Source organism: Nocardia sp. NPDC004151, assembly GCF_042874235.1.
GTDB lineage: Bacteria > Actinomycetota > Actinomycetes > Mycobacteriales > Mycobacteriaceae > Nocardia.
The window spans coordinates 525,749-545,152 of record NZ_JBIAMR010000004.1 but is presented as its reverse complement, the minus strand read 5'-3'; the positions used below and the strand labels follow the sequence as shown (position 1 = coordinate 545,152).

19 protein-coding genes and 1 pseudogene are annotated in these 19,404 nt (G+C 65.1%); 13 read left to right on the top strand and 7 right to left on the bottom strand.

The annotated features are described in order from the left end of the window. The 5 genes and pseudogenes from ACFYTS_RS13330 to ACFYTS_RS13310 all read left to right on the top strand — a co-directional run. Window positions 1-736, top strand: a 736-nt coding sequence (locus ACFYTS_RS13330; protein ID WP_387303783.1) for a transposase, incomplete at its 5' end; no start/stop codon positions are given. 110 nt (window positions 737-846) lie between these two features. Then, window positions 847-1,125: a hypothetical protein gene (locus tag ACFYTS_RS13325; RefSeq protein WP_387303781.1), complete on the top strand. Its 279-nt coding sequence runs from the start codon at window positions 847-849 to the stop codon at window positions 1,123-1,125. Window positions 1,126-1,396: 271 nt separating this feature from the next. Beyond that, the gene (locus tag ACFYTS_RS13320) at window positions 1,397-2,404 is read left to right on the top strand and encodes a DUF6301 family protein (protein WP_387303778.1); all 1,008 of its coding nucleotides are present in this window, start codon (window positions 1,397-1,399) and stop codon (window positions 2,402-2,404) included. A gap of 56 nt (window positions 2,405-2,460) precedes the next feature. After that, a pseudogene (locus ACFYTS_RS13315) lies at window positions 2,461-3,352 on the top strand (IS5 family transposase). A 377-nt stretch (window positions 3,353-3,729) separates the two neighbouring features. After that, a complete protein-coding gene (locus tag ACFYTS_RS13310; protein WP_387303775.1) occupies window positions 3,730-4,575 on the top strand; it encodes an alpha/beta fold hydrolase in 846 nt (281 codons plus the stop codon). 228 nt (window positions 4,576-4,803) lie between these two features. Here the strand turns inward: ACFYTS_RS13310 and ACFYTS_RS13305 are convergent, their stop codons facing one another. Both ACFYTS_RS13305 and ACFYTS_RS13300 read right to left on the bottom strand, forming a co-directional pair. Continuing rightward, window positions 4,804-5,445: a hypothetical protein gene (locus ACFYTS_RS13305; RefSeq protein WP_387303773.1), complete on the bottom strand. Its 642-nt coding sequence runs from the start codon at window positions 5,443-5,445 to the stop codon at window positions 4,804-4,806. 60 nt (window positions 5,446-5,505) lie between these two features. Next, on the bottom strand, window positions 5,506-5,961 hold the full coding sequence (locus ACFYTS_RS13300; RefSeq protein ID WP_387303771.1) for a hypothetical protein: 456 nt from the start codon (window positions 5,959-5,961) through the stop codon (window positions 5,506-5,508). On the opposite strand from ACFYTS_RS13300, the gene ACFYTS_RS13295 reads away from it, so the two are divergent. Together ACFYTS_RS13295 and ACFYTS_RS13290 are read left to right on the top strand one after the other, a co-directional pair. Next, window positions 5,948-6,439, top strand: coding sequence for a hypothetical protein (locus ACFYTS_RS13295; protein ID WP_387303769.1), 492 nt, complete (start codon window positions 5,948-5,950; stop codon window positions 6,437-6,439). The two genes, ACFYTS_RS13300 and ACFYTS_RS13295, sit on opposite strands and share 14 nt — an antisense overlap. A 57-nt stretch (window positions 6,440-6,496) precedes the next feature. Next, window positions 6,497-6,952, top strand: a complete 456-nt coding sequence (locus ACFYTS_RS13290; RefSeq protein ID WP_387303766.1) for a hypothetical protein — start codon at window positions 6,497-6,499, stop codon at window positions 6,950-6,952. A 6-nt stretch (window positions 6,953-6,958) separates the two neighbouring features. Here the strand turns inward: ACFYTS_RS13290 and ACFYTS_RS13285 are convergent, their stop codons facing one another. Continuing rightward, entirely contained in the window at window positions 6,959-7,261 is a 303-nt protein-coding gene (locus ACFYTS_RS13285) for a hypothetical protein (RefSeq protein ID WP_387303763.1), read from the bottom strand. A gap of 384 nt (window positions 7,262-7,645) precedes the next feature. Beyond that, window positions 7,646-10,045, bottom strand: coding sequence for an MMPL family transporter (locus tag ACFYTS_RS13280; RefSeq protein ID WP_387303760.1), 2,400 nt, complete (start codon window positions 10,043-10,045; stop codon window positions 7,646-7,648). Between the two features lie 327 nt (window positions 10,046-10,372). Between ACFYTS_RS13280 and ACFYTS_RS13275 the strand changes: the two genes are divergently transcribed. From ACFYTS_RS13275 to ACFYTS_RS13255, 5 genes are all read left to right on the top strand, one after another. After that, window positions 10,373-10,801: a hypothetical protein gene (locus ACFYTS_RS13275; protein WP_387303757.1), complete on the top strand. Its 429-nt coding sequence runs from the start codon at window positions 10,373-10,375 to the stop codon at window positions 10,799-10,801. Between the two features lie 170 nt (window positions 10,802-10,971). Continuing rightward, the gene (locus tag ACFYTS_RS13270; RefSeq protein WP_387303754.1) at window positions 10,972-11,922 is read left to right on the top strand and encodes a hypothetical protein; all 951 of its coding nucleotides are present in this window, start codon (window positions 10,972-10,974) and stop codon (window positions 11,920-11,922) included. A gap of 462 nt (window positions 11,923-12,384) precedes the next feature. Further along, entirely contained in the window at window positions 12,385-12,642 is a 258-nt protein-coding gene (locus ACFYTS_RS13265; protein ID WP_387303752.1) for a hypothetical protein, read from the top strand. A gap of 424 nt (window positions 12,643-13,066) precedes the next feature. Then, window positions 13,067-13,516, top strand: a complete 450-nt coding sequence (locus ACFYTS_RS13260) for a hypothetical protein (RefSeq protein ID WP_387303749.1) — start codon at window positions 13,067-13,069, stop codon at window positions 13,514-13,516. Window positions 13,517-14,031: 515 nt separating this feature from the next. Then, window positions 14,032-15,462 (top strand): hypothetical protein, encoded by a 1,431-nt coding sequence (locus ACFYTS_RS13255; RefSeq protein ID WP_387303747.1) that lies wholly within the window; start codon window positions 14,032-14,034, stop codon window positions 15,460-15,462. Between the two features lie 53 nt (window positions 15,463-15,515). On the opposite strand, the gene ACFYTS_RS13250 is transcribed toward ACFYTS_RS13255, so the two are convergent. Next, window positions 15,516-16,337: a putative protein N(5)-glutamine methyltransferase gene (locus tag ACFYTS_RS13250; RefSeq protein WP_387303744.1), complete on the bottom strand. Its 822-nt coding sequence runs from the start codon at window positions 16,335-16,337 to the stop codon at window positions 15,516-15,518. 57 nt (window positions 16,338-16,394) lie between these two features. Beyond that, window positions 16,395-17,255 (bottom strand): YdcF family protein, encoded by an 861-nt coding sequence (locus ACFYTS_RS13245; protein WP_387303742.1) that lies wholly within the window; start codon window positions 17,253-17,255, stop codon window positions 16,395-16,397. Between the two features lie 308 nt (window positions 17,256-17,563). On the opposite strand from ACFYTS_RS13245, the gene ACFYTS_RS13240 reads away from it, so the two are divergent. After that, window positions 17,564-18,430: a bifunctional 5,10-methylenetetrahydrofolate dehydrogenase/5,10-methenyltetrahydrofolate cyclohydrolase gene (locus ACFYTS_RS13240; RefSeq protein ID WP_357284148.1), complete on the top strand. Its 867-nt coding sequence runs from the start codon at window positions 17,564-17,566 to the stop codon at window positions 18,428-18,430. Between the two features lie 88 nt (window positions 18,431-18,518). Here ACFYTS_RS13240 and ACFYTS_RS13235 read toward each other — a convergent pair whose 3' ends face one another. After that, complete coding sequence (locus ACFYTS_RS13235) at window positions 18,519-19,265, bottom strand: L,D-transpeptidase family protein (protein WP_387303740.1); 747 nt, start codon at window positions 19,263-19,265, stop codon at window positions 18,519-18,521. Window positions 19,266-19,404: the final 139 nt, after the last annotated feature.

The following is a 19,404-nucleotide window of genomic DNA, read 5'->3' as shown; positions in this document are numbered from 1 at the left end:
GCTGAACTTCCGCGATTTCCTCTGCGCCACAAGCCACTCCGTTCAGTCACCCAATCCTAGATTGGGACACTGTCCGAAGAACATCAGGCACCTCACAACGATCAAACCACGCGATCCGCTCGGCAAAGCCCGACGCCGGCTGACCGTCGAGCTGATCGGTGAACTCGACACCATCGACCGAAAGATCAAAGCCGCCGACAAAGAGTTGCGCCAACTCATCGTCGACCGCGGCTCGACATTGATGGACTTGGTCGGCATCGGACCCTCCAGCGCCGCAAGGCTTCTCGCCGACACCGGCGATATTCACCGCTTCGCCAACCGGGACAGGTTCGCCTCCTGGAACGGCACCGCACCCCTGGACGCCTCCTCCGGCGAGCAGCAGCGGCATCGACTCTCCCGCGCCGGGAACCGGCGCATCAACCGTGTCCTGCACATCATGGCCGTGGTCCAGCTACGCAATCCGACCCGAGGCCGACTCTACTTCGACACCCGCAAAGCCGCAGGCAAGACCTCGATGGAATCGATGCGCTCACTCAAACGCCGGCTTTCCAACGTCGTCTACGCCCGCATGCTCGCCGACCAACGACAACGCGAAAAGGCAAGCCCGGGAGGGCACTCGGGAACGACTCTGCAATCCAGCGCGACCGGCCTCACCCCGCACACCGATCCTTCGGAAAAGCCACATCCCGAACCTGCCACCAACAAGGCTAACCCCGCACCCGCAGCAACGCCTTGACATAAAGGGGAGCCATGAGCGGATGTCTTTTGGCTCGGGGCCGCTTCGCCACCGACCACTGGATCAGCGGATCCTCATATGCCGACGTGCGGGGTATAGGCTCCGGCGTCGTGGACGTCTATCTGCTACAGCACATCCATCACGCGAGCCCGTCGGACGGGTCTCCGATTCGACACGTCGACGACGATGGAGACCTCCTCTGGAACGAGGAAGACGGAGACGACGTCAAACTCTTGGGGATCTACTCAACCGAGCAGCGCGCACACGAGCGAATTCGCGAAGCGCAGAACCTCCCGGGCTTCCGAGACGAACCTAACTGTTTTCACATCGACAGATACGAAGTCGACAAGGACGAGTGGACCTCGGGCTACTTCACGTATCACTACTAGCCAGCGCTCCTGCGGGAGATAAACGCACGCCACTCGGCTAGTTCAGTGCGTTCGCCCCGACTCGGATGGCAACGGCCAGTTGATCTTCCGCCGCCCCGCGCTGGCCGGTTCGGTCAGCGCGGTATGCGGCAAGAGCGTGCGTTGCCTGTAGCTACCTCTCAGTCCCCGTTCATCGCCGCCCGAGCATCCACCGGCGGTATCCATCGATTGATGTGAGCCGAGAGTGGATGCGACCCAACGGCTCTCCGAAGACCGGAAGTAGCATCCGATCATGCAAGCCGACATTGATGAGGCCGTCCGAATCGCCAGCCTGGCCTTCGGCTTTACTTGGAAATGGCGTACCGACGATGTCGAGAAATTCCGCGCCGCGGCCGGATGGGACCGAATCGAGCCTCAGTCACCAGGCCCAGACATGGACATGGACTTTCGCACTGGTTTGAACATTGAGTTTCCCGTCGCCCGGGCGTGTTGTGAACCCGCGTTCTTCGAGCGTCGTCATTCACCGAAACAGCAGGTGAAGGAGCTACTGGTACGTGTCAGCGACCGGGTCGATCCGAACGATTCCGACAGTCGTCGGCAGCTGATCGATACGTTCGCCGAAATCGCCGATCGCCTCACTACGGAGTTGAGAGCGCCTGACCAGACTTTTCCAGGACCTCGCCCCAGCCTTCGTTGGACTCGCGCACGTGTAGTTCTCACTCTCGAAATCGGCGAGTCGTCGGTGGCGTTGAGAATCGCCAACCCCATCTACCAGCGATGGTGGGACGAACTTCTGGCCCACGAGGACGACGAAGACGAGGACGACTTCCGGGACGACGAAAACGAAGACCTGACCGAACTGCCCGACGTACCGCAGACCTGGGAGGCGTTCTCCGACGCTCTTGCATTGACGATGGCCCGCCTTCCAGGCAGCGGCGTACTGGATATCGGATCAGCCGAAACGACCGTTGTGATGATCGACATGGATTGGGACGTCATCAAGTGTCGGATAACGGCCGGGACTGGAAGTATTGCAGGACTGGGCGTCTCGGCAAGTGAGCGGAGGGCGATAGACGACAACGGCTGGATGGCATCGACCGCCCAGGCTAACGTTGGCGAGGTCTGGGAACGCTCACTACGTTGGCCAGCCCCCTATTTCGAGTTTCAGGCGACAGCAGACGCCATCGTCGCGGCCATGCGGGCTGTCCTCGGCTCGCCTAACCCAACCGACGTTCATGTGGACGCCTGGATCGGTGTCTCCGATGATCGCCCGGACATCTCAGCGTTTGGACTGCGCTAGGTAGTGTCCTCAAAGCTAGTTCTGCTGATCTGCAAAGTTGCTGCAGCGGTTCTGATTTGATTGCCCGTGTGGTTCGCAGGCACGAGTTGACCGAGCGGCAGTGGCGGACGATCGAGGTCTTGCTGCCGGTATCCGGAGCGAAAGGCCGCCCCCGCGTGGATGACCGGCGGGTGATCAACGCGATGCTGTACAAGGCCAAGACCGGTGTGGCCTGGCGGGATCTGCCCGACCGGTACGGGCCGTGGCAGACGGTTTACAACCGGTTCTGGCGCTGGACCCGCAACGGCACCCTGGCCATGCTGGTCGAGCAGGTGCGTGTGATCGCCGACGCGGTCGACGAACTCGACCGGGAGGTATCGGTGGACTCCTCGCTCGTGCGTGCCCACCAGCACGCTGCCGGCGGGCGCGCACGCGTGGTTCACACAGGGGGACAACCAATCCGGCGAAGGGCACACCGAACCAGGTGATCATGCCATCGGCCGCTCACGCGGTGGCCCGACCACGAAAATTCATCTGGCCTGCGATCGGCTGGGCCGCCCGCTGGCGGTCGTGCTGACCGCGGGCAACATCAACGACTGCACCGTGTTTACCCGGGTGCTGGCCGGTATCCGAATGCCGCGGCCTGGCCGAGGCCGGCCCTGGACACGGCCGCGGCGAGTCCTGGCCGACAAGGGTTATTCCACCCGCGCCATCCGCGAGCACCTGCGTGGTCGCGGTATTGCCGCGACGATTCCCGAACGTATCGACCAGCAGGCCAACCGTCGTCGCCGAGGCAGAAACGGTGGCCGTCCACCGGTGTTCGACCCGATCGCCTATCGACGCCGCAACGTGGTCGAACGCTGCTTCAACCGGCTCAAACAGTACCGAGCGATCGCCACCCGCTACGACAAGACAGCAACCTCCTACCGAGGCATGCTCGACCTGGCCACCCTGCTCATATGGCTTTGAGGACAGGCCCTAGGTGCCTCCATTGAGCCGATCCAACCATCGCGGTCGATCCTGCTGTAATCGGCAGTTGCGGACGTTCGGCCGGCGTCACATCAGCTCGGCCCGTTGATCCTGGGCCCCCCGCGCTGGCCTCTTCGGTCAGCGCGGTATGCGGCAGAATAGTGCGTTCAGCAGCAAAGTAGAACCGCTGCTGCTCGCGCTACCAATCTCGGCGCACCGCGGCCTTGGGGCTAGCCACCAAGCTCCTCGCTGGCACGTCATCGGCCACGACGGGCACTCCCTGTGCGAAACGCTGCAGCCGGGGAATGGCTGGGGCAGAGGGCGGCCCCGAGGCTAGTGTGGCTCTAGCAATATCAACAACCTTGGGGGAGCGAATCTTGTTTGGTACGACCGGTTTTCTAGATGTGCCTGGTGCCCGTCTGCGCTATGAGGTTCGCGGCGACGGCCCGCCGCTCGTCCTGTTGCACGGCAACACGGGCGACGGCGACGTGTTCCAGTTCGTCGCCGCGCCGCTCGCACAGCGCTACACGGTCATCACCTACGACGCGCGCGGCAACTCGCGCAGCACACTGACCACCGACGACCCCGGGTCGCAACCGGTGCGCGAACGCGCGGATGACGCGCTCGCGATCATCGACGCGCTCACCGACGAGCCGCCGTTCGTGTTCGGCAACAGCGGCGGCGCTATCACCGCGCTCGACCTGCTCAGCCGGTATCCGGACCGGGTGCGCCTGGTCCTCGCGCACGAGCCGCCGATGTTCACCGTCCTGCCCGACGCCGCCGACCACGCGGCCTTCTTCGCCGACGTCCACGCCACGTTTCTGCGCGAGGACACCGACGCCGCGTTCCAGAAGTTCGGCGCGGGTATCGGCATGCCAGCGCAGAATCAGCCGGCCGAGTCCACGCAACTGCCGCCCGCTATCGGGGAGATGCGCGCACGCATGCACGCCAACCTGCCGTTCTTTCTTGGCAACGAAATGCTCGACGTCGTCGGCTACCAGCCGGATGTGCCCGCGCTCGCCAAGTCGGCCGACCGATTGATCTTCGGCATCGGTGCGGACTCGCGTGCGTTCCGGCCCGCGCTGCCTGCCCTGGAGTTCGCGCCGACGATCAACGCCGAACTCGTCGAGTTTCCCGGCGACCACGCTGGCTACCTCGGCTCGGCCGAGCCGTTCGTGACCACACTGCTGAATATTCTCGCGGCCCGTTCGATCACGAAGTAACGGATCAGAGGCTTGCGACGGAACGGCCCCACAGGTCAGAGAAGCACGCGTTCAAGTGAATTCGCGCTTCTCGGCAATAGCGGATGTTCTGCACCGCACCAGGTTCGGGCCGCCGGCGCCCCGCGCTGGCCGGTTCGGTCAGCGCGCCATGCGGCATGTCGGTGCGTTCGCAGGGTCGTACATTTACCCCGATCGTGCCTCGTGCCATGCAAGGACACTGCGCCCCGTTCAGCGCTCGACGAGGACCGCCGCATCCACATACCGTGGATCGCGGGCGATCGCAGCGAACCTCGACTCGCCCTCGGTGCCAACCGATTCCTCCACCTCGGCCAACTGGACGAGCAAGTCGAAGTAGCTCGCCTCCGCCGTCCGTAGCTGCGCGACCGTCTCCGTGAGATCGATATCGGCGGCAAAGCGCGCCCCATCGACGCCCACCGACAGAGTTGCCAGCCATGCGTCCGAATCGGCCGCGAACATCGCCCCGCTGGTCTCGGCCCAGAACAACACCACGCTCGGCGTCACCGCCGAGCTCAACCGACCTGCCGCGGCGAGCATCACCAGCGCGGTGTAGATGTTCGACTCACAGAACCCGAAGTGCATCAGATACGCCTCGAGCGCTGCCTCCCGATACCTCAGCACATAAGTCAGTCCACCGGTGTCCTCGTCGAAACAGTCGGCGAAATACTCCCGAGGCGTGACACCCTGCTCGGCCTGCCGCCAATCCGGTGTCTTCCCTTCCCAGAACCACCCGTCATACATCGCACCGTGATGCTCCATGGCCTCCGGCCCCGGCGCCGGTGTCTCCAACCACCGCTCGAATTTGGCTCGCCTCATAGGAATTCGAGCAGCAACAACGAACGTGTCCGACACAACCGGCTCCTCATCGATTCGATGGCACGGGCCATCCCAGGCCCAGGGGCCATCCTAAGATCACAGCGCCTCGGCAACCTGATCATCGATCGGTCCTCGGCATGATGGTGCGTCCGGGCGACCGCGGGCCGGCCGGTCGAAGAGCGCGCCACGCCATGAGCGGATGTGTGCCGGGAGCTGGAACGCGATGGCGAACCCATCGTATTGCTGAATTTCGACCCCGCAGGAAGATCGGTAACTGGGATCGAGGTGCTCGATGGCCGCGATCCTTCCATTCCGTCTGCTTGAACTGGCAAGCAAACAGACGAGCGTGGGATTGGTCAGCGCAGGACGCGCGTGTGTGTTCGGGCTTCCTCGGATGAACACGGGCAGTTGATCTTCGGCAGGTCCGGTCTGGCTGATTCGGACCGCGCGGTAGCGGCAATAGCGGATGTTCCAGGCGGAGCCGCTGCCTCTCGCAACGGAATGGTGGTCGCTGTAGGTGGCGCGATAGGGTTCTGGCGTGCCGCACGCCATCACCGCGATGATCTTGCCCTGCCCTGTCAGTGCTGAAGCAGCGGACCGATGGGACCTGATGCCGGTATCGCTGCGATGCGATCTCACGCTACTGCATGTGACCCACTACTACACTGCGTATTGGCAAGCACGGCTGGGGATTTCGAGCTACATCGAACTCCCTTCCGACGCGCCAGGGCTGTTCCCTCGTGAGGGTGTCGTGACGACGATTGCGGCTGAATTGGCGACCCGACCCGACCCGGCATTCGCTGTGGTGCTCACGGACTACTTCGGCGGCGTCGGAGACCAGTGGGCAGCGGTATCGGTTGGCGGTGGTCCGGTTCGGTCGGTGAACACCATCAACACGGCGTTGCGTGCGCTGGGCATCAGCGCTACGGCTGGATCGGATGAGTTCGACACGGTCGGCCTGGCGGCTCATAGATCGACGCCCGACTACCTCGACCGGTACGTCGATCTGTGCGACGAGCTCGGTGTTTGACCCGATACTTCCTGATCTTGGATTACCGTGCAGAGAACGGGAGGAGGTGACGCGCACATGGACCTTCACGTCGGTGACCTGCTCCAGATCTCATGCCCCGCCACCCCTGCCCGAGTTGTCGAGAAGTCATCGACCTACCTCGTAGTCGAGTGGCCTTGGTGGACCGTGGATCCCCTGGCACAGGGTGCGAGCTGGAACGGATGTGTGGCAATCACGATTGATCCCTCGTCCTACGACTGGGAACGCGAACTTTTCAGCACCGAACCGGCTCCTGCGCAACTGAATCCGGGCGATATCTGTCGTATCGGCATTCCACCGACCATCGTCCGTGTACTTTCCGTCGACACCTTCGACCAGCCACTGGAAACCGGTTATCTGCCTCGGCCGCGTCGGCTGGTAACCGTGCTCCCCGCGAACCAGCCGGTCGACGTCGAATCCGAAGACCAAGGCTATTCTCTGGATCCCGACGACGGCATACCCATCACCTTCGAGCCCGTCTCGCCCCGAGACTGATCTGGTTCAGCGTCGAGCGGCTCGGTTCATGAGCAGTGAAATCGCTAGCCGCACCACCGAGCGTTCGGCCAGGCGCCGCAGATGCCGGGTCGCGCATGACGGTCCGTGCCGGCCACGCGAGTTCAGCAGGATCGGGCCCGCGAACCCGGTTCTCAACGGCACGGTCGATGGTCGCCCGACTGCGGGAGGTAGCGGCACGAGCGCGATCTTCGTGCCTTTGCCGATGGTGCGCTGGACGCGGTGGCCGTGTTCCTCGCCGAGGTCGTCGATGTCGCAGCGGCAGGCTTCGCTGATCCGCAGCCCGAGCATTGCGACCAGGGCGAAGTCCGGCGGGCGACGGTGGCGGGTTTGAAGCGGCGGATCTCCTGCATCCACCGCATGTAGTGTTCGACCGCGGTCCGCGCTAGCGCGGGTGATCTGCTGGTCGGTGCACCAGTAGAAGTACAGGCGCAGATCGGATTTGGTGTGGATGCGCGATACAGCGGAGAAGCGGGCGAGGTAGGCGAGGGCGGCTAGCCGGAGCACGAGGTCGTCAGCGGCGAAGGTGACATCGATGTTCGAGTCCGGTCCGGTCGCCGGGCGGGCTCCGTCGTTTCGGGAGTTGGGCCGGGCTGACGGATGTGTATGGGATGCCCAGCTTTTCGGGTACCTTGACCGTTGACCTATCGAATCGGGACATATTTGGCCCTTTCCTCAGGAATTTCTCGGGGCAGGAGTGCCCGGTGTCGTGCTCCTCGGAATGGGTGTGGTGGCCTCGTTGAGGCGTTCGGTGGGTGCCTCGCTGTCGATTCTGCGAGGACGGACTCTCAGTGACGATCGTGGCCTGGTAGCAGGTGTGCCATCGGGCAGGAGTGCTATCTGCTCGGTGACCGGGTCGGTGATCAGGGTGGTTTTGACCAGGTCGATCATTTCGCCGCCACCGGGGAGCTCGTCGTCGAGGATCGGTTCGCCGAGACCGATCCGCTGTTGAATCTTCTTCATCCACGCCGGCGCCCACCAGCAGTCGTCGCCGAGCAGTTTCATGGTGGCCGGCACCAGCAGCATGCGCAGCACGGTGGCGTCGATGAACAGGGCCGAGACCATGCCGAAGGCGATGTACTGCATCATCACCAAGTCGGAGAACGCGAACGCGCCGGTCACGACGAGCAGGATGAGCGCGGCCGCGGTGATGATGCGTCCGGTCTGCGCGGTGCCGATGCGGACGGCTTCGGTGGTGCTCGCGCCGCGGGTGCGGGCTTCGACCATCCGGGAGAGCAGGAATACCTCGTAGTCGATCGACAGGCCGTAGATGATCGCGATGATCAGCACGAGCACCGGTGAGGTGATCGGTTGCGCGGTGAAATTGAGCAGCGATGCGCCGTGGCCGTCGATGAATATCCAGGTCAGGATGCCCAGCGTGGAGCCGAGACCCAGTGCGCTCATCAGTGCGGCCTTGATCGGCAGCACAACAGAACCGAAGGTCAAGAACATCAACAGCATCGTGACGGAAACGACCAGCAGGATCATCCACGGCAGGCGGGACACCAGTGTGTCGACACTGTCCTGTTGGATGGCGGGCTGGCCACCCACGAGGACCTGTACGTCGTCGGGCACTTCCATCGACCGCAGGTAGTCGATGGTCGCGCCGGCGTTGTTGCTGTCGGTGATCGCCGCGGAGGTGGTCCAGACGTTGGTGCCCTTGGGTGGGGTTTGGTCGATGGCGAAGGCGGCGCGTGGCGCGAGCCCGGGTGCCTGGTTGGCTTGGGAGATGATCGGGCCGACGTTGCTCGGGTTGTCGGTGACGATGACCAGCTCGATCGGATCGGCTTTGCGCAGGGGGAAGTACCGGTCGAAGTCGGCTTGCGCAACGCGGGTCGGGTTGTCCGGCGGCAGGTAGGTTTCGTCGAGTCCGCCGAAGGCCAGATTCTTGACCGGGATGATCAGAAGCAACAGCAGGATCGTCAGCGGGAGCATGACTTTCAGGGGATGACGCATCACCCAGGTAGTGAGCCGACCCCAGAAGCCGGTCTCGATCTCGTGGGCGGTCTTGGTCTTGCGCAGTCGTTTCCAGCCCCATTTGTCCACGCGCGGGCCAAGTACCGACAGCATGGCGGGCAACAAGGTGATCGCGGTGAGTGCTGCCAGCAGCACGGCCGCCATGGTCCCGTAGGCCACCGACTTCAGAAAGCCCTGGGGGAACAAGAGCATGCCCGAACTGGCCGCGATGATCATCGTGGCCGACGACGCCACCGTGCGCCCGGCGGTCATCACGGTGCGACGCACCGCGGCGCGGGTGTCATAGCCGTCGGCGAGTTCCTCCCGGAAGCGGCTGACGATGAACAGCCCGTAGTCGATCGCCAGCCCGAAACCGATCATCGAAACGACGGCGCTGACAAAGGAGTTCACGTCGGCGAACTTGGTTATCGCCATCACGATGCCGGTGGCGCCGACGATGGTGAGGCCGCCGACGATCAGCGGCAGCGACGCGGCAACGATGCCGCCGAAGATGACGAACAGCAGGATCGCCACCGCGGGCAACGCCAGGACTTCCATCCGGCGCTGGTCTTGGGCCATCGTGTCGAACAGCGCGCCCCCGATGGGCTGCAGACCGGTGACCTGCACGGTGACGCCATCGATAGCGAAGGCGTTCTTTACTTCTCGGAAGTGGCGCATGGTGGTCGTGTCGTCATCACCGGCGATGGCGATCGCGGCGAAGGCGTGCCGTTTATCCGGCGAGCCCATGAGCTTCGGCGCGTACTCGCCGGTGTCGGTCTTCCAATACGCCGCGTTGACCTTGCTGATCTGGTCGGGGTGCTCCCGCGGTAGGCGGTTGAGGTTCTCGACAACTCTCTGGCTGAACGTCGGATCGTCGATACTGACACCGTCAGGAGCGGTGTAGAGGACCAGGACATCGGAGAGATGGCTGCGCCCGTACGTGCGGTCCTTGAGTTGCGCGGCCTGCGACGAAGGCGAGGTCGGATCGTCCAATCCGCCGGGGCTGAGATGATCATCCAGTCCCAGGCCATAGACACCGAGAGCGAGCAGGGCACCCACGACGACCCCGATGACGACCCAGCGGAACCGATAGACCACGTCTCCCAATCGGGTGAACACACAAATCTCCTACTTGTCTGGCCCCGCGCGCAGCTTCCATGGCTCAGCCCGAGCGTCTACAGGCTTCGAGATTCGGTGCGAGGGCGAGGCTAGGGTGCGATGCGATGAGCGCGATGCTGAACCGAGTAGTCCTACATGCGACCTTGTTTGCCATCAGCGCGATGTCGGTTCTCCGAGTTGAACATTCGGCAGCGCAAACGGATTCGGGCATGACTAGGCGCAATGTGATGCGCAGAACGGCGCACTCCTCGGCGACGGAACTTTCGTGCGTGGTCAATTGCAGACAACTGTCTCCCCCTGTTCGCCCGAAACAGCCTGTCGCGCAACATGGCAGCCACTCAGGCGGCAACGCTGCACGGTCCCCGACGGTACGGGCGAGATCCACCGAAGAACACCGACGCCGCACGCAAACCGACCATTTCTGTCCGCTTCATCAGCGCTGCCACAGAGCTCTCTCATAATCCGGGACCGGGCGTGAACCGGACGCGATCGGCCGCAACTGCCGCCGGTGAGGTCGAAGAGGGGACCGATCCGTTCGACGATCCTGACCATGACTGGGAGAGCGACCCAATCGTTCCCGGTGGCAGACCCGTCACATGGGAAGACTTCGCCGAAGACGCGCGAGCTGGCGAAGCGGGCGGCGTCGCAAGCACGCCTGGCCCGATCGGCGTAGTGGGCACAGTCAACACCGATGGTCTTGTTGCACTCGAAGACTTCGGGAGCCAGGAAGGCGCGACGGCAACCGACTCCGAGTAGGCCCGCATCGTCAGCGAGCGCACGATCGCTCATTCTCGTGGGATTGCACGACGGGGCCCATCCGGCATTCGGCACTCAATTCGGTAGCAGCGGACGTTCTGCACCGCACCGGGATCCGGCCACCGGCCCGCGGCTCGGCCTGTCCGAGCCGCCCCGTAAGCGGCAATAGCGTGCAGTCCGCCTGCCTGATCGGTTCGAGCAGCCTGTTTCCGCGCGCTGGTATGTTCGATTCCGATCGCGCCGATGGGGAGGGCAAGATGGGCGGCGAGCCTGTGACGACACTGCGTGACTTCCAATTGTCGATGCTTCACCCGATGTGCGAGAGCGCCCCGAAGCAGGCCTCAGGACTGCTTGATCGAATCGGTGCGACCAGCGCCGACACTGCGGTCGCGCAGGCGCGGTGGTGGTTTGGTGACGCCACGAACAACTTCACGACGATCGCTGAATATATAACTGCTTGGGGCGCACCGGATTCGGAAGGCATCGAACGTTGCGGCGAGGGGGAGATTCGCTCGGCGCGGTGGGATTTGCCGTTCTGGCCTGGCATGCAGTTCGAGTTCAGGGCGATGGGGCCTCGTCATCTCTTCCATCGAATGCTTCGTAAGCCGGGAGTGCCTGTGCCGCAGTTGGATTCGATTGAAGATTTGATCCCTTGGTCGTGCACGAAGGAGGAGTTTCTGGGTTCCAGCCTGGGGCCGTTCGATGAAGACATCGACCTTGGCTCGATCGGGAACCGAATCGACTTCGAGGCGGTCGACCCGGAGTCCGGGCGCAGACGTCCCTACCGTGCCCGCTTCGACTGGTGTCTGCTGCAGTCGGTCGAGCCGGTGCTGGTTCGGCTCAGCAAACCCAATCCCGTACCCCTCGACGAAACACCGATCGACGAACTCATCTTGACCAGGCAGATGGGTCGGGCTGTTCTGAGAATCCATGCCGAGATCGAGGGAAACGTCTACGACGCGATGGCGGACTTCCAGGACCGCTACGCACGCCTGGCACGCGAGCGTCCGAACGATTTCATCGTTGGCGAGCGCCGTACCGACTACCAGCGTCTGGCCGACGTCGTGGACAGCCTCCTGTCGCCCGGCCGTCCGCGCAGTCATCTCGCAGACGAACCGTGAATGGCGCAGGCGCGTAATAATCCGCCGCAGCGTCGCTCAGCTCTACGGCCGCTCGTCGGCATGAGCATGCGTTCTGCACCGCACCAGGTTCCCTGCCGACAGCCCCCGCGCCGGCCGGTTCGGTCAGCGCGGTATGTGACAGTGTTCGCTGAGTGTGCAGGTCAGCGCGCTTCAGCCATGCTCGGCCCCCAGGTCGGGCCGAGCGCTCGCATCGACCGACCGGTGGGTCCGTGGTCTCGTGCGCGAGTTTCGGCTGACCCGTGACGCTGCGGCGGATGGTGGTTGTGGCGTAGGTGGTCATACCGGGCTGCTGTTATCGAGTCAGGCTAACGACAGCGGGGCACCACTGCACTCGTTCCATGGCCGCTGAAGGATCGAAGCCCCCAACCCCAGGGAAGGCCGGGGACGTCATAGTTTTCTGTCAGCCCCTCCCTATAGATAGACGGTAGACCGTGATCTCAGATGCACCAGACCACACTGCCCAGGGGGAAGCAGAGGGCAATTGATCCATCGACAGGAGTCACCGCGATCGATGTCGAACTCGCGGGTGCCGTCGCGATGGAGTCGGCGGAAGCCATCGGAGCTGCGATAACGCCCAGTGGCAAGGCAATTGCGGTTGCGGCCACGAGTTTGATCATTGTGCTGGACATGTCTGTTCCTCGCTCGATATCGACTGACTGGTTTGATGCGCGTCCAGTGCAGCCGGGCAATCTCGGATGATTGCCGTCGCGCTGCTCACTGTGATCGAGTGGCGGAATCTGCGATAGCAGGAAGTGGTCTGACTGTTGTCGCTGGATTCGCCGCCCTCGGATGCGGCCCATGACGCGCTTTGTTCGTTCTCAACCCCGACCAGTTGTCATCGTCCTGCATCGCGGGCGATGGACACAACACATTGCCGAACCAGACGCTGTATGTAATGGCCCGGCGCCAGGCACTGGCACGACCGTCGACCTGGCAGCTCCGGTCCGTGGTGCTGGGACCGAAGCGACGTCCTTTCCCTGGCGTTCGGAAAAGGCCGATAGTTAAGGGTAGCTGTAATCGGCCCGAGTCTGGTAGGGCCAAGGTCTTCATTCGTGGGACCGGGCATATGATCTGGGCAATGCTCTTGCCGCGATGTTGCTGGGGTGGCTGAGGAGACGGAAGCATGCCTGGATTGGTTGACCTTGCCGTGGGGATCGCGCCCATCGCTGGTGGATTGGCTCTCGGTGCGGCCGCGGGATATCTGAAGGGCCCGGATGTCCGCAAAACGATCAAGCAGGATATGGAACTGCTGGACCGTATGCCTCCGGAGGCGGTGGAGCGGCGTGCCGCACTGCAGCTGAGCATCGATGGTCGCATCGACGATTTGGTCGCGACCGTCAATCGATATCGGCCACTGCGGAGGGCGGCCGTCTCCTATCGCGGCGGCTTGCGCGACATCCTGCTATTCATCTGCGCGATTCTTTTTACGGTGGTCTGGTGGAGCGTCGATCATCAGAAGAGCAGCTGGCTACCGATGTTCGTTGTCCTCGTTGTGATTTCAGTGTGGGCCGCCGGCTACGCGTTCAGCGGTCTGCTCCGATCCCTACTCACCTACCGGCGAATGAAGGACTGATAGACAGCGTCCGCGCCGGCCGGTTCGGTCAGCGCGACCGGATCAGGGAAGGGCGGCGTGGCTCTCGCCGCGTGTGGCTGTACGCGAATCTCGGTGCGGTACTGCGGCTTCGGTTCCTGGTCGACGGTGTGGAGCTGATGACCGCGACCGAACTCGTGGCCTACCCGTATGCCGTGATCGCCTTCCTGGAGCGTTCGATAGCAGCAGCACACCCGCCGGCCTCAGCGACGATCGCATAGCTCCAGGCCTGCGGGTCGAAGAAGCCGTACGCACGATCCAGCGATGGCTGCCGGAATGCGAGGCGGGGATCACTGCGTCGATCGGGAGTGGCCGAACCCGCTCGCCGGCACGTATGTGATTGTCGTGAAAAGTCGCGTCAGAGCGTCGTTTTATCAGGTCAGGGCCTGTTGGTGGGTGGTTGGGCTGGATGGCGCGCAACTGTTAGCCTCGCTCAGAGATAGCTGCTATTGCTGTCATTCGAAAGGCGGCGCATCACCGAGGGAGATAGTGACGAGATGGGCGTGAGGTTCGCGCTGGCACAACAAACCCGCAGCGATAATCCGCCCTTCGTGGTCCGCAGGGTCGCGATCCGGGTCGAGGCCCTGGCCGCTCTGCTCGGGGCGGCGGTGGCGTGTCTGCTGATGATGGCCCCGCTCAACCTCGGGGGAAGCTCCGAAGGTGCGGTGTGGAAAACGGATCTGCTGGTAGTGGACTTGCCGCAGGCCGCCGCGGCGGGGGCGGCGTTCGCGATGGTGTCCGCGGCGGTGGTGGTCGCGCTCGGGCAGCGCATCGCGTGGATCGTCTCGTGCGGGAGCGCGATCGTGCTGCTGGCCGACCAGGCCTGGAATCGGGCCGCGGTCACCGCCGAGAACCTCGCCACCGCGAGCTACATCGACTGCATCGTCAGCGGCATCCTGCTCGGCGCGCTCGCGGTCGCGGTCCTCGGCAAGCCGATCGCGACCGGCGCGTACCTGATCGGGGCGCTGGGCGCGATCGAGGTCGCCGACCAGACCTCGCTGCCGTCCTCGGGCGGCAATCCGATCATTCAATGGGTTTCGGTCGGAACACTGCCGGCGTGGCTGCTCGTGATGACCGCCCTGCTGCTGGCCGTCGGAGGCGCCCTGCAGCATGACGAGCCCGCGACCGAGGAGTCGAACACCGATCTGGCGATCGGCCCGACCCTGTCCGTGCTGGTGCTGGTGCTGGTCACCGCGACCACACTGTCCACGGGATGGCTGGTGCGGCACGCGGTCACACCCGCGCAGATCGGGGTGAACGCGGCCGTCATCATCGCCGCGGCCATGGTCGCAGCCCTGCTGCTGCCGGGACGTGACGGCACTCTCGTCCTGCTGGCGGTGGCCGCGGCCAATGCGGGTAGCGCCATCATCGCGGTGCCCCGGCCGGATTGGAGCCTGCCGCTCCCGATCCTCGCCGTGGTGGCGGGCCTGGCGGCCGGACGACGGTGGCGTTCCCCGTGGATCGCGCTGGCCGCGACCGGCGGACTGGCCGTCTTCGCTGCCCTCACCGCCGACGCGGCGCACCAGCACACGGTGATTCCAGTGCTCGGGGTGACCCTCGCGGCACTGATAGTCGGGTTCTGCTTCGGCGTGGCTGTACCCGAGACCGCGGGCAGCACCGTCGTGGCGCTGGCGGTGATGATCGTGCCGGGCCTGGTGGTGGCGCTGCGCGGCAGCAGTTTCGGCCTGGTCGCCTACTCGCCGCGCTGGTATCGGGATCCGAACGGGGCCGTCTCCGCGATGCCCGGCTGGATGGCCCTGGTGATCACCCTCGGCTGCGCGGCCGCGATGTACCGGCTGCGGCGGATCCGGCCCGCGCGTGACCGGGCCGAACCCGAGCCCCCACAGATGTCCGGCGCCATCGGCACGACCGGTGGATCGCCGGAGGGGAATAGGGCTGGAATGGTGTCGGTGAACGCGGGGGCGTGACGGTGCGGTACGCCGCTCCCGCTCCAGTCGGCGCGCAGTTGCGTGCCGCTCGGCTATCGGAGATCGGTTGCGAAATTCGGTGGCCGCGTGCCGATTACCACGGTCGCGCCCATGTCCTCGCATTCGACGATGCGGGCCGCGAGGTGGTGGGCGCGCATGATCTCCGCGGCGACCGGCGCCTGCTCCTCGCTTTCCTCGACGAGCAGATGCCCGCCGGGAGCGAGCCAGTCGGCCGCGACGGCGGCGATACGGCGTAGTACGTCCAGGCCGTCCGCGCCTCCGTCGAGGGCGCGGCGGGGCTCGTGATCGCGGGCCTCCGGGGGCATGTCGCGAATGTGGTCGGAGGGGACGTAGGGGGTGTTGGCCAGTATGACGTCCACGCGGCCAAGCAGATTCGCTGGCACCGCGTCGAACAGGTCGCCTTCGACGACGTGGGCGGCCACCGGGGCGAGGTTCTCGCGTGCGCAGACGATGGCGGCGGGCTCGATGTCGGTGGCTGTCAGCTCGACCCGGATCCCGTGCCGCGTCAGCTCTTTCGTGAATGCCAAACCCAAAGCGCCGCAGCCGCAGCACATATCGAGCGCCACAACAGAGCGGCCGAGGGCGCGGGCGAGAGTGACGGCCTGTTCGACCAGGAAGCCGGTGCGTTGGCGAGGGACGAAGACGCCCGGGGCGACGGCTACGCGAAGCCCGCGGAATTCGGCCCAGCCGAGCAGGTGTTCGAGAGGGAATCCGGCGATGCGTTGGGCGACAAGCGCTTCCAGGTGGTCGGCGTCGCCGGCCGCGCCGAGCAGGAGGGCGGCCTCGTCCTCGGCGAAGACACAACCGGCCGCACGCAGGCGTGCGACCAGGATGTCGGTGTCCGCAGCTGTCACCGCGTCATTGTGCACGTCCGGATCCGCGCGGTGCGCGAGCGGGTCCGGACGGGGAGGTCAGCGTTCGGTGGGGATGCGCAGGGTCCGGGTGGTGTCGAGGTAGATGCCGCGCTGGCCGCTGCGCGCGGGCGGGGGCAGCTGGGAGACGAGCTGCTCGAGGGAGGTGGTGGCTCCGACGACCGGCATGCCCGCGACGATGAAGTCGGCCACCGCGCGGCGGATGTGGTTGGGGGAGGTGACCACGATGGCGCTGGTCGCGCCCGCGTCGCGCAGCATCTGCACGCCGAACAGCGCGTTCTGGACGGTGGATCCGGCGCGATGGTCGGTGAGGATGCGGTTGGCGGGAATGCCGTGGCCGATCAGCCAGCCCTCCATGGCCGCCGCCTCGGTGACGCCGTTCTGCGGATTGCCGCCGGTCACCAGGATGGGGGAGAAGGGGGAGGCGATGGCCTGCAACCACGCGGCCTGCAAGCGGTTCATCAGTTCGGGGCGCATGGCCCCATTGGGGAGCAGGCCGTAGCCGAGCACCGCGATGCCCGTCTGCGGGCCCGCGATGGCCGGGATCGGGTTGGGCAAGGTGCCGACGGCGGCGCCGATGGCGCGGAACAGGTTCCGGGTGCCGTCGGCGAGTCGCCCGTCGACGCCATTGAGGCGGTTCATCGCCAGCTCACGGGTGATGATGTCGCCGGCGTAGTCCGACCAGATCGCCTGCAGGGCCAGCGCCTGCGCGTCATCCGGTGATTCACTGAGCAATTGGCGCAGGTCGGCCAGGCCGGCCGCCTCGTTGCCGCTGGTGAAGTTGTCCTGCGCGGAGTTGAACAGCGCCGCGGGATCCGCGTGCGCGGTGCCGGTGCCGAGGATGGCGATGGTCGCGGCCGCAACCGCGAGCAGGGTGGGAAAACGTCTGGCGATCTGCACTGCTGTCGACCTTTCGGAGGGTGTCACGCATGCCTTGCGGGCGGAGCCATGCAATTAACTGGTTGGTGGCCCAGTGTCGGATGGAGACACGATACGACTGTCCAAAGCTGTTGTTGGGGATTTGCCCGTTTGGTTTCGCAAGTCTGGTCCGGCGTGGCGTCGGGAACGCGCGCGGCGCGCGGCGCGTAATCCGGACGCGCGGGACAAACCAATCCGGACGGCGTGCGGCAAACAATCAGGAACACGGGTATGAGCGATACGGACTCACGCGGACGGGACAGCCCCCGCGCCGGATAAGCTGTGCACCCGTGGATACGACTTCGCTCATCGGCAAGGAACTCGCCGCCGCCATCAACGCCGACACCAAGCAGCGCGCCGCCGCCCTCGCCGAGCAGGGCGCCGCACCGCGCCTGGCGCTCGTGATCCCGAACGACGACCCGGCCAGCGCCTGGTATGTGAAGTCGCTCAATCGCGCCGCCGAGCGCAATGGAATCACCTGCGAGAACATCGATCTCGGTGTCGACGCCACCGCCGAGGAGATCCGCGCCAAGCTCACCGAGCTTTCCCAGGACGCCTCGGTCGACGCGATCATGCTGCAGACCCCGCTGCCCAAGGGCGTCGGCCTCGACGACGTCAGCTCCGCCATCGCCGCGGGCAAGGACGTCGACGGCGTGAGCCCGCTGTCGCTGGGCCTGCTCGCCGCGGGGCAAGCGCGGAGAGGCGGAGCGGCCGGGTTCCCGCCCGCCACCTCCGAGGCGGTCGTGGAACTGGCCAAGTTCCACCGGGTGCCCCTGGAAGGCCGTCACGTCGCGGTCGTCGGCCGCTCGAACGTGGTCGGCAAGCCGCTGCTGCAGCTGCTGCTGGCCGAGAACGCGACCGTCACCATCGCGCACTCCCGCACCACCGACCTGCCCGCGGTCACCTCGGCCGCGGATGTCGTGGTCGCCGCGGTCGGCCGCGCGGGCCTCATCACCGCCGACCACGTTCGCGAGGGCGCGGTCGTCATCGACGTCGGCACCAACGAGGACGACAACGGCAATATCACCGGCGACGTGAACGCCGACTCGGTCACCGGCAAGGCCGCGGCCCTGAGTCCGGTCCCGGGCGGCGTCGGCCCGGTCACCACCGCGCTGCTCATGCGCCACGTGGTCCAGGCCGCCGAATCCGGCCGCTGACGAACGACGATCAGGGAGCTCTCATCGCGGGAAATCGGACGGATTTCCGCGCTGAGAGCTCCCTGATCTCGTATCTAGGGGTGGTGCCTCACCAGTGGGTGGTGACGGGGTCGCCGATGGAGACGTTGTCGTAGTACCACTCGGCGTCGGCGGGGGCGAGGTTGATGCAGCCGTGGCTGACGTTCGAGTTGCCCTGCGAGTCCACCGACCAGGGGGCGGAGTGGATGTACACGCCGCCGGAGGTCAGCCGTTCGGCGAACTCACCGGTGATCAGGTAGCCCTCGGGATCGTTGAGAGGGATGCCGATGGTCCGCGAGTCGAAGGTGACCGAGCGCTCACGCGACATCACCGGGAAGGTGCCGACCGGGGTCTCGCGGCCCGGCTTGCCCATGGACGCGGGCATCGTGCGGGCGACGCCGTCGACCCAGACCGTGAAGGTGTGGTTCGACATGTCCGCGTCGGCCGTGGTGCCGCCATTGGTCTGGAACTTGATGTGGTCACGTCCCGCCGAGACCGTGATCGGCGAGGACACGGGTAGATAGTGCGTGGGGGTCCACACCAGTTGCCGGTCGTCGAGCCAGGAGAACTGTCCCGCGAGGGAGTTCTCGGCCTTCACGTCGACCGAGCGTTCGGCCTTGGCGCGATCGGTGACGGCTTCCGCGAACTGGACGGTCACGGGAGCTGCGATACCGACCACCTGGCCGGGGCCCGGCGAGATCGCCTGGACCGCTGGGAGATTGGATGCCGGGAGTGCCGCGCCGGCGGCTCCGGAACCGAACGCGGCCGCCGCGGCGACAAGGCTTGCGACGAACAGAGAGCGAATCGCTTTCCGCATTCTTCCGTCCCTTCGAGAGGGTGTGGGGCTGGTTCCTCAGCGTATGACTTGATCTTGACTACCATCCGGAAACGTTTCCGGTTCGTGACAATTGTACCGGCGTGGGTATTTTGTCTTTTTCGCCCCTCGGGGTAGTGGC

Coding starts and splice junctions, on each gene's coding strand:
- ACFYTS_RS13320 (WP_387303778.1), top strand. CDS start 1,397: ATGCAAGCCGACATTGATGAGGCCGTCCGAATCGCCAGCCTGGCCTTC.
- ACFYTS_RS13300 (WP_387303771.1), bottom strand. CDS start 5,961: ATGGCGTGCGGCACGCCAGAACCCTATCGCGCCACCTACAGCGACCAC.
- ACFYTS_RS13290 (WP_387303766.1), top strand. CDS start 6,497: ATGGACCTTCACGTCGGTGACCTGCTCCAGATCTCATGCCCCGCCACC.
- ACFYTS_RS13285 (WP_387303763.1), bottom strand. CDS start 7,261: ATGCTCGGGCTGCGGATCAGCGAAGCCTGCCGCTGCGACATCGACGAC.
- ACFYTS_RS13275 (WP_387303757.1), top strand. CDS start 10,373: ATGGCAGCCACTCAGGCGGCAACGCTGCACGGTCCCCGACGGTACGGG.
- ACFYTS_RS13265 (WP_387303752.1), top strand. CDS start 12,385: ATGCACCAGACCACACTGCCCAGGGGGAAGCAGAGGGCAATTGATCCA.
- ACFYTS_RS13260 (WP_387303749.1), top strand. CDS start 13,067: ATGCCTGGATTGGTTGACCTTGCCGTGGGGATCGCGCCCATCGCTGGT.
- ACFYTS_RS13255 (WP_387303747.1), top strand. CDS start 14,032: ATGGGCGTGAGGTTCGCGCTGGCACAACAAACCCGCAGCGATAATCCG.
- ACFYTS_RS13235 (WP_387303740.1), bottom strand. CDS start 19,265: ATGCGGAAAGCGATTCGCTCTCTGTTCGTCGCAAGCCTTGTCGCCGCG.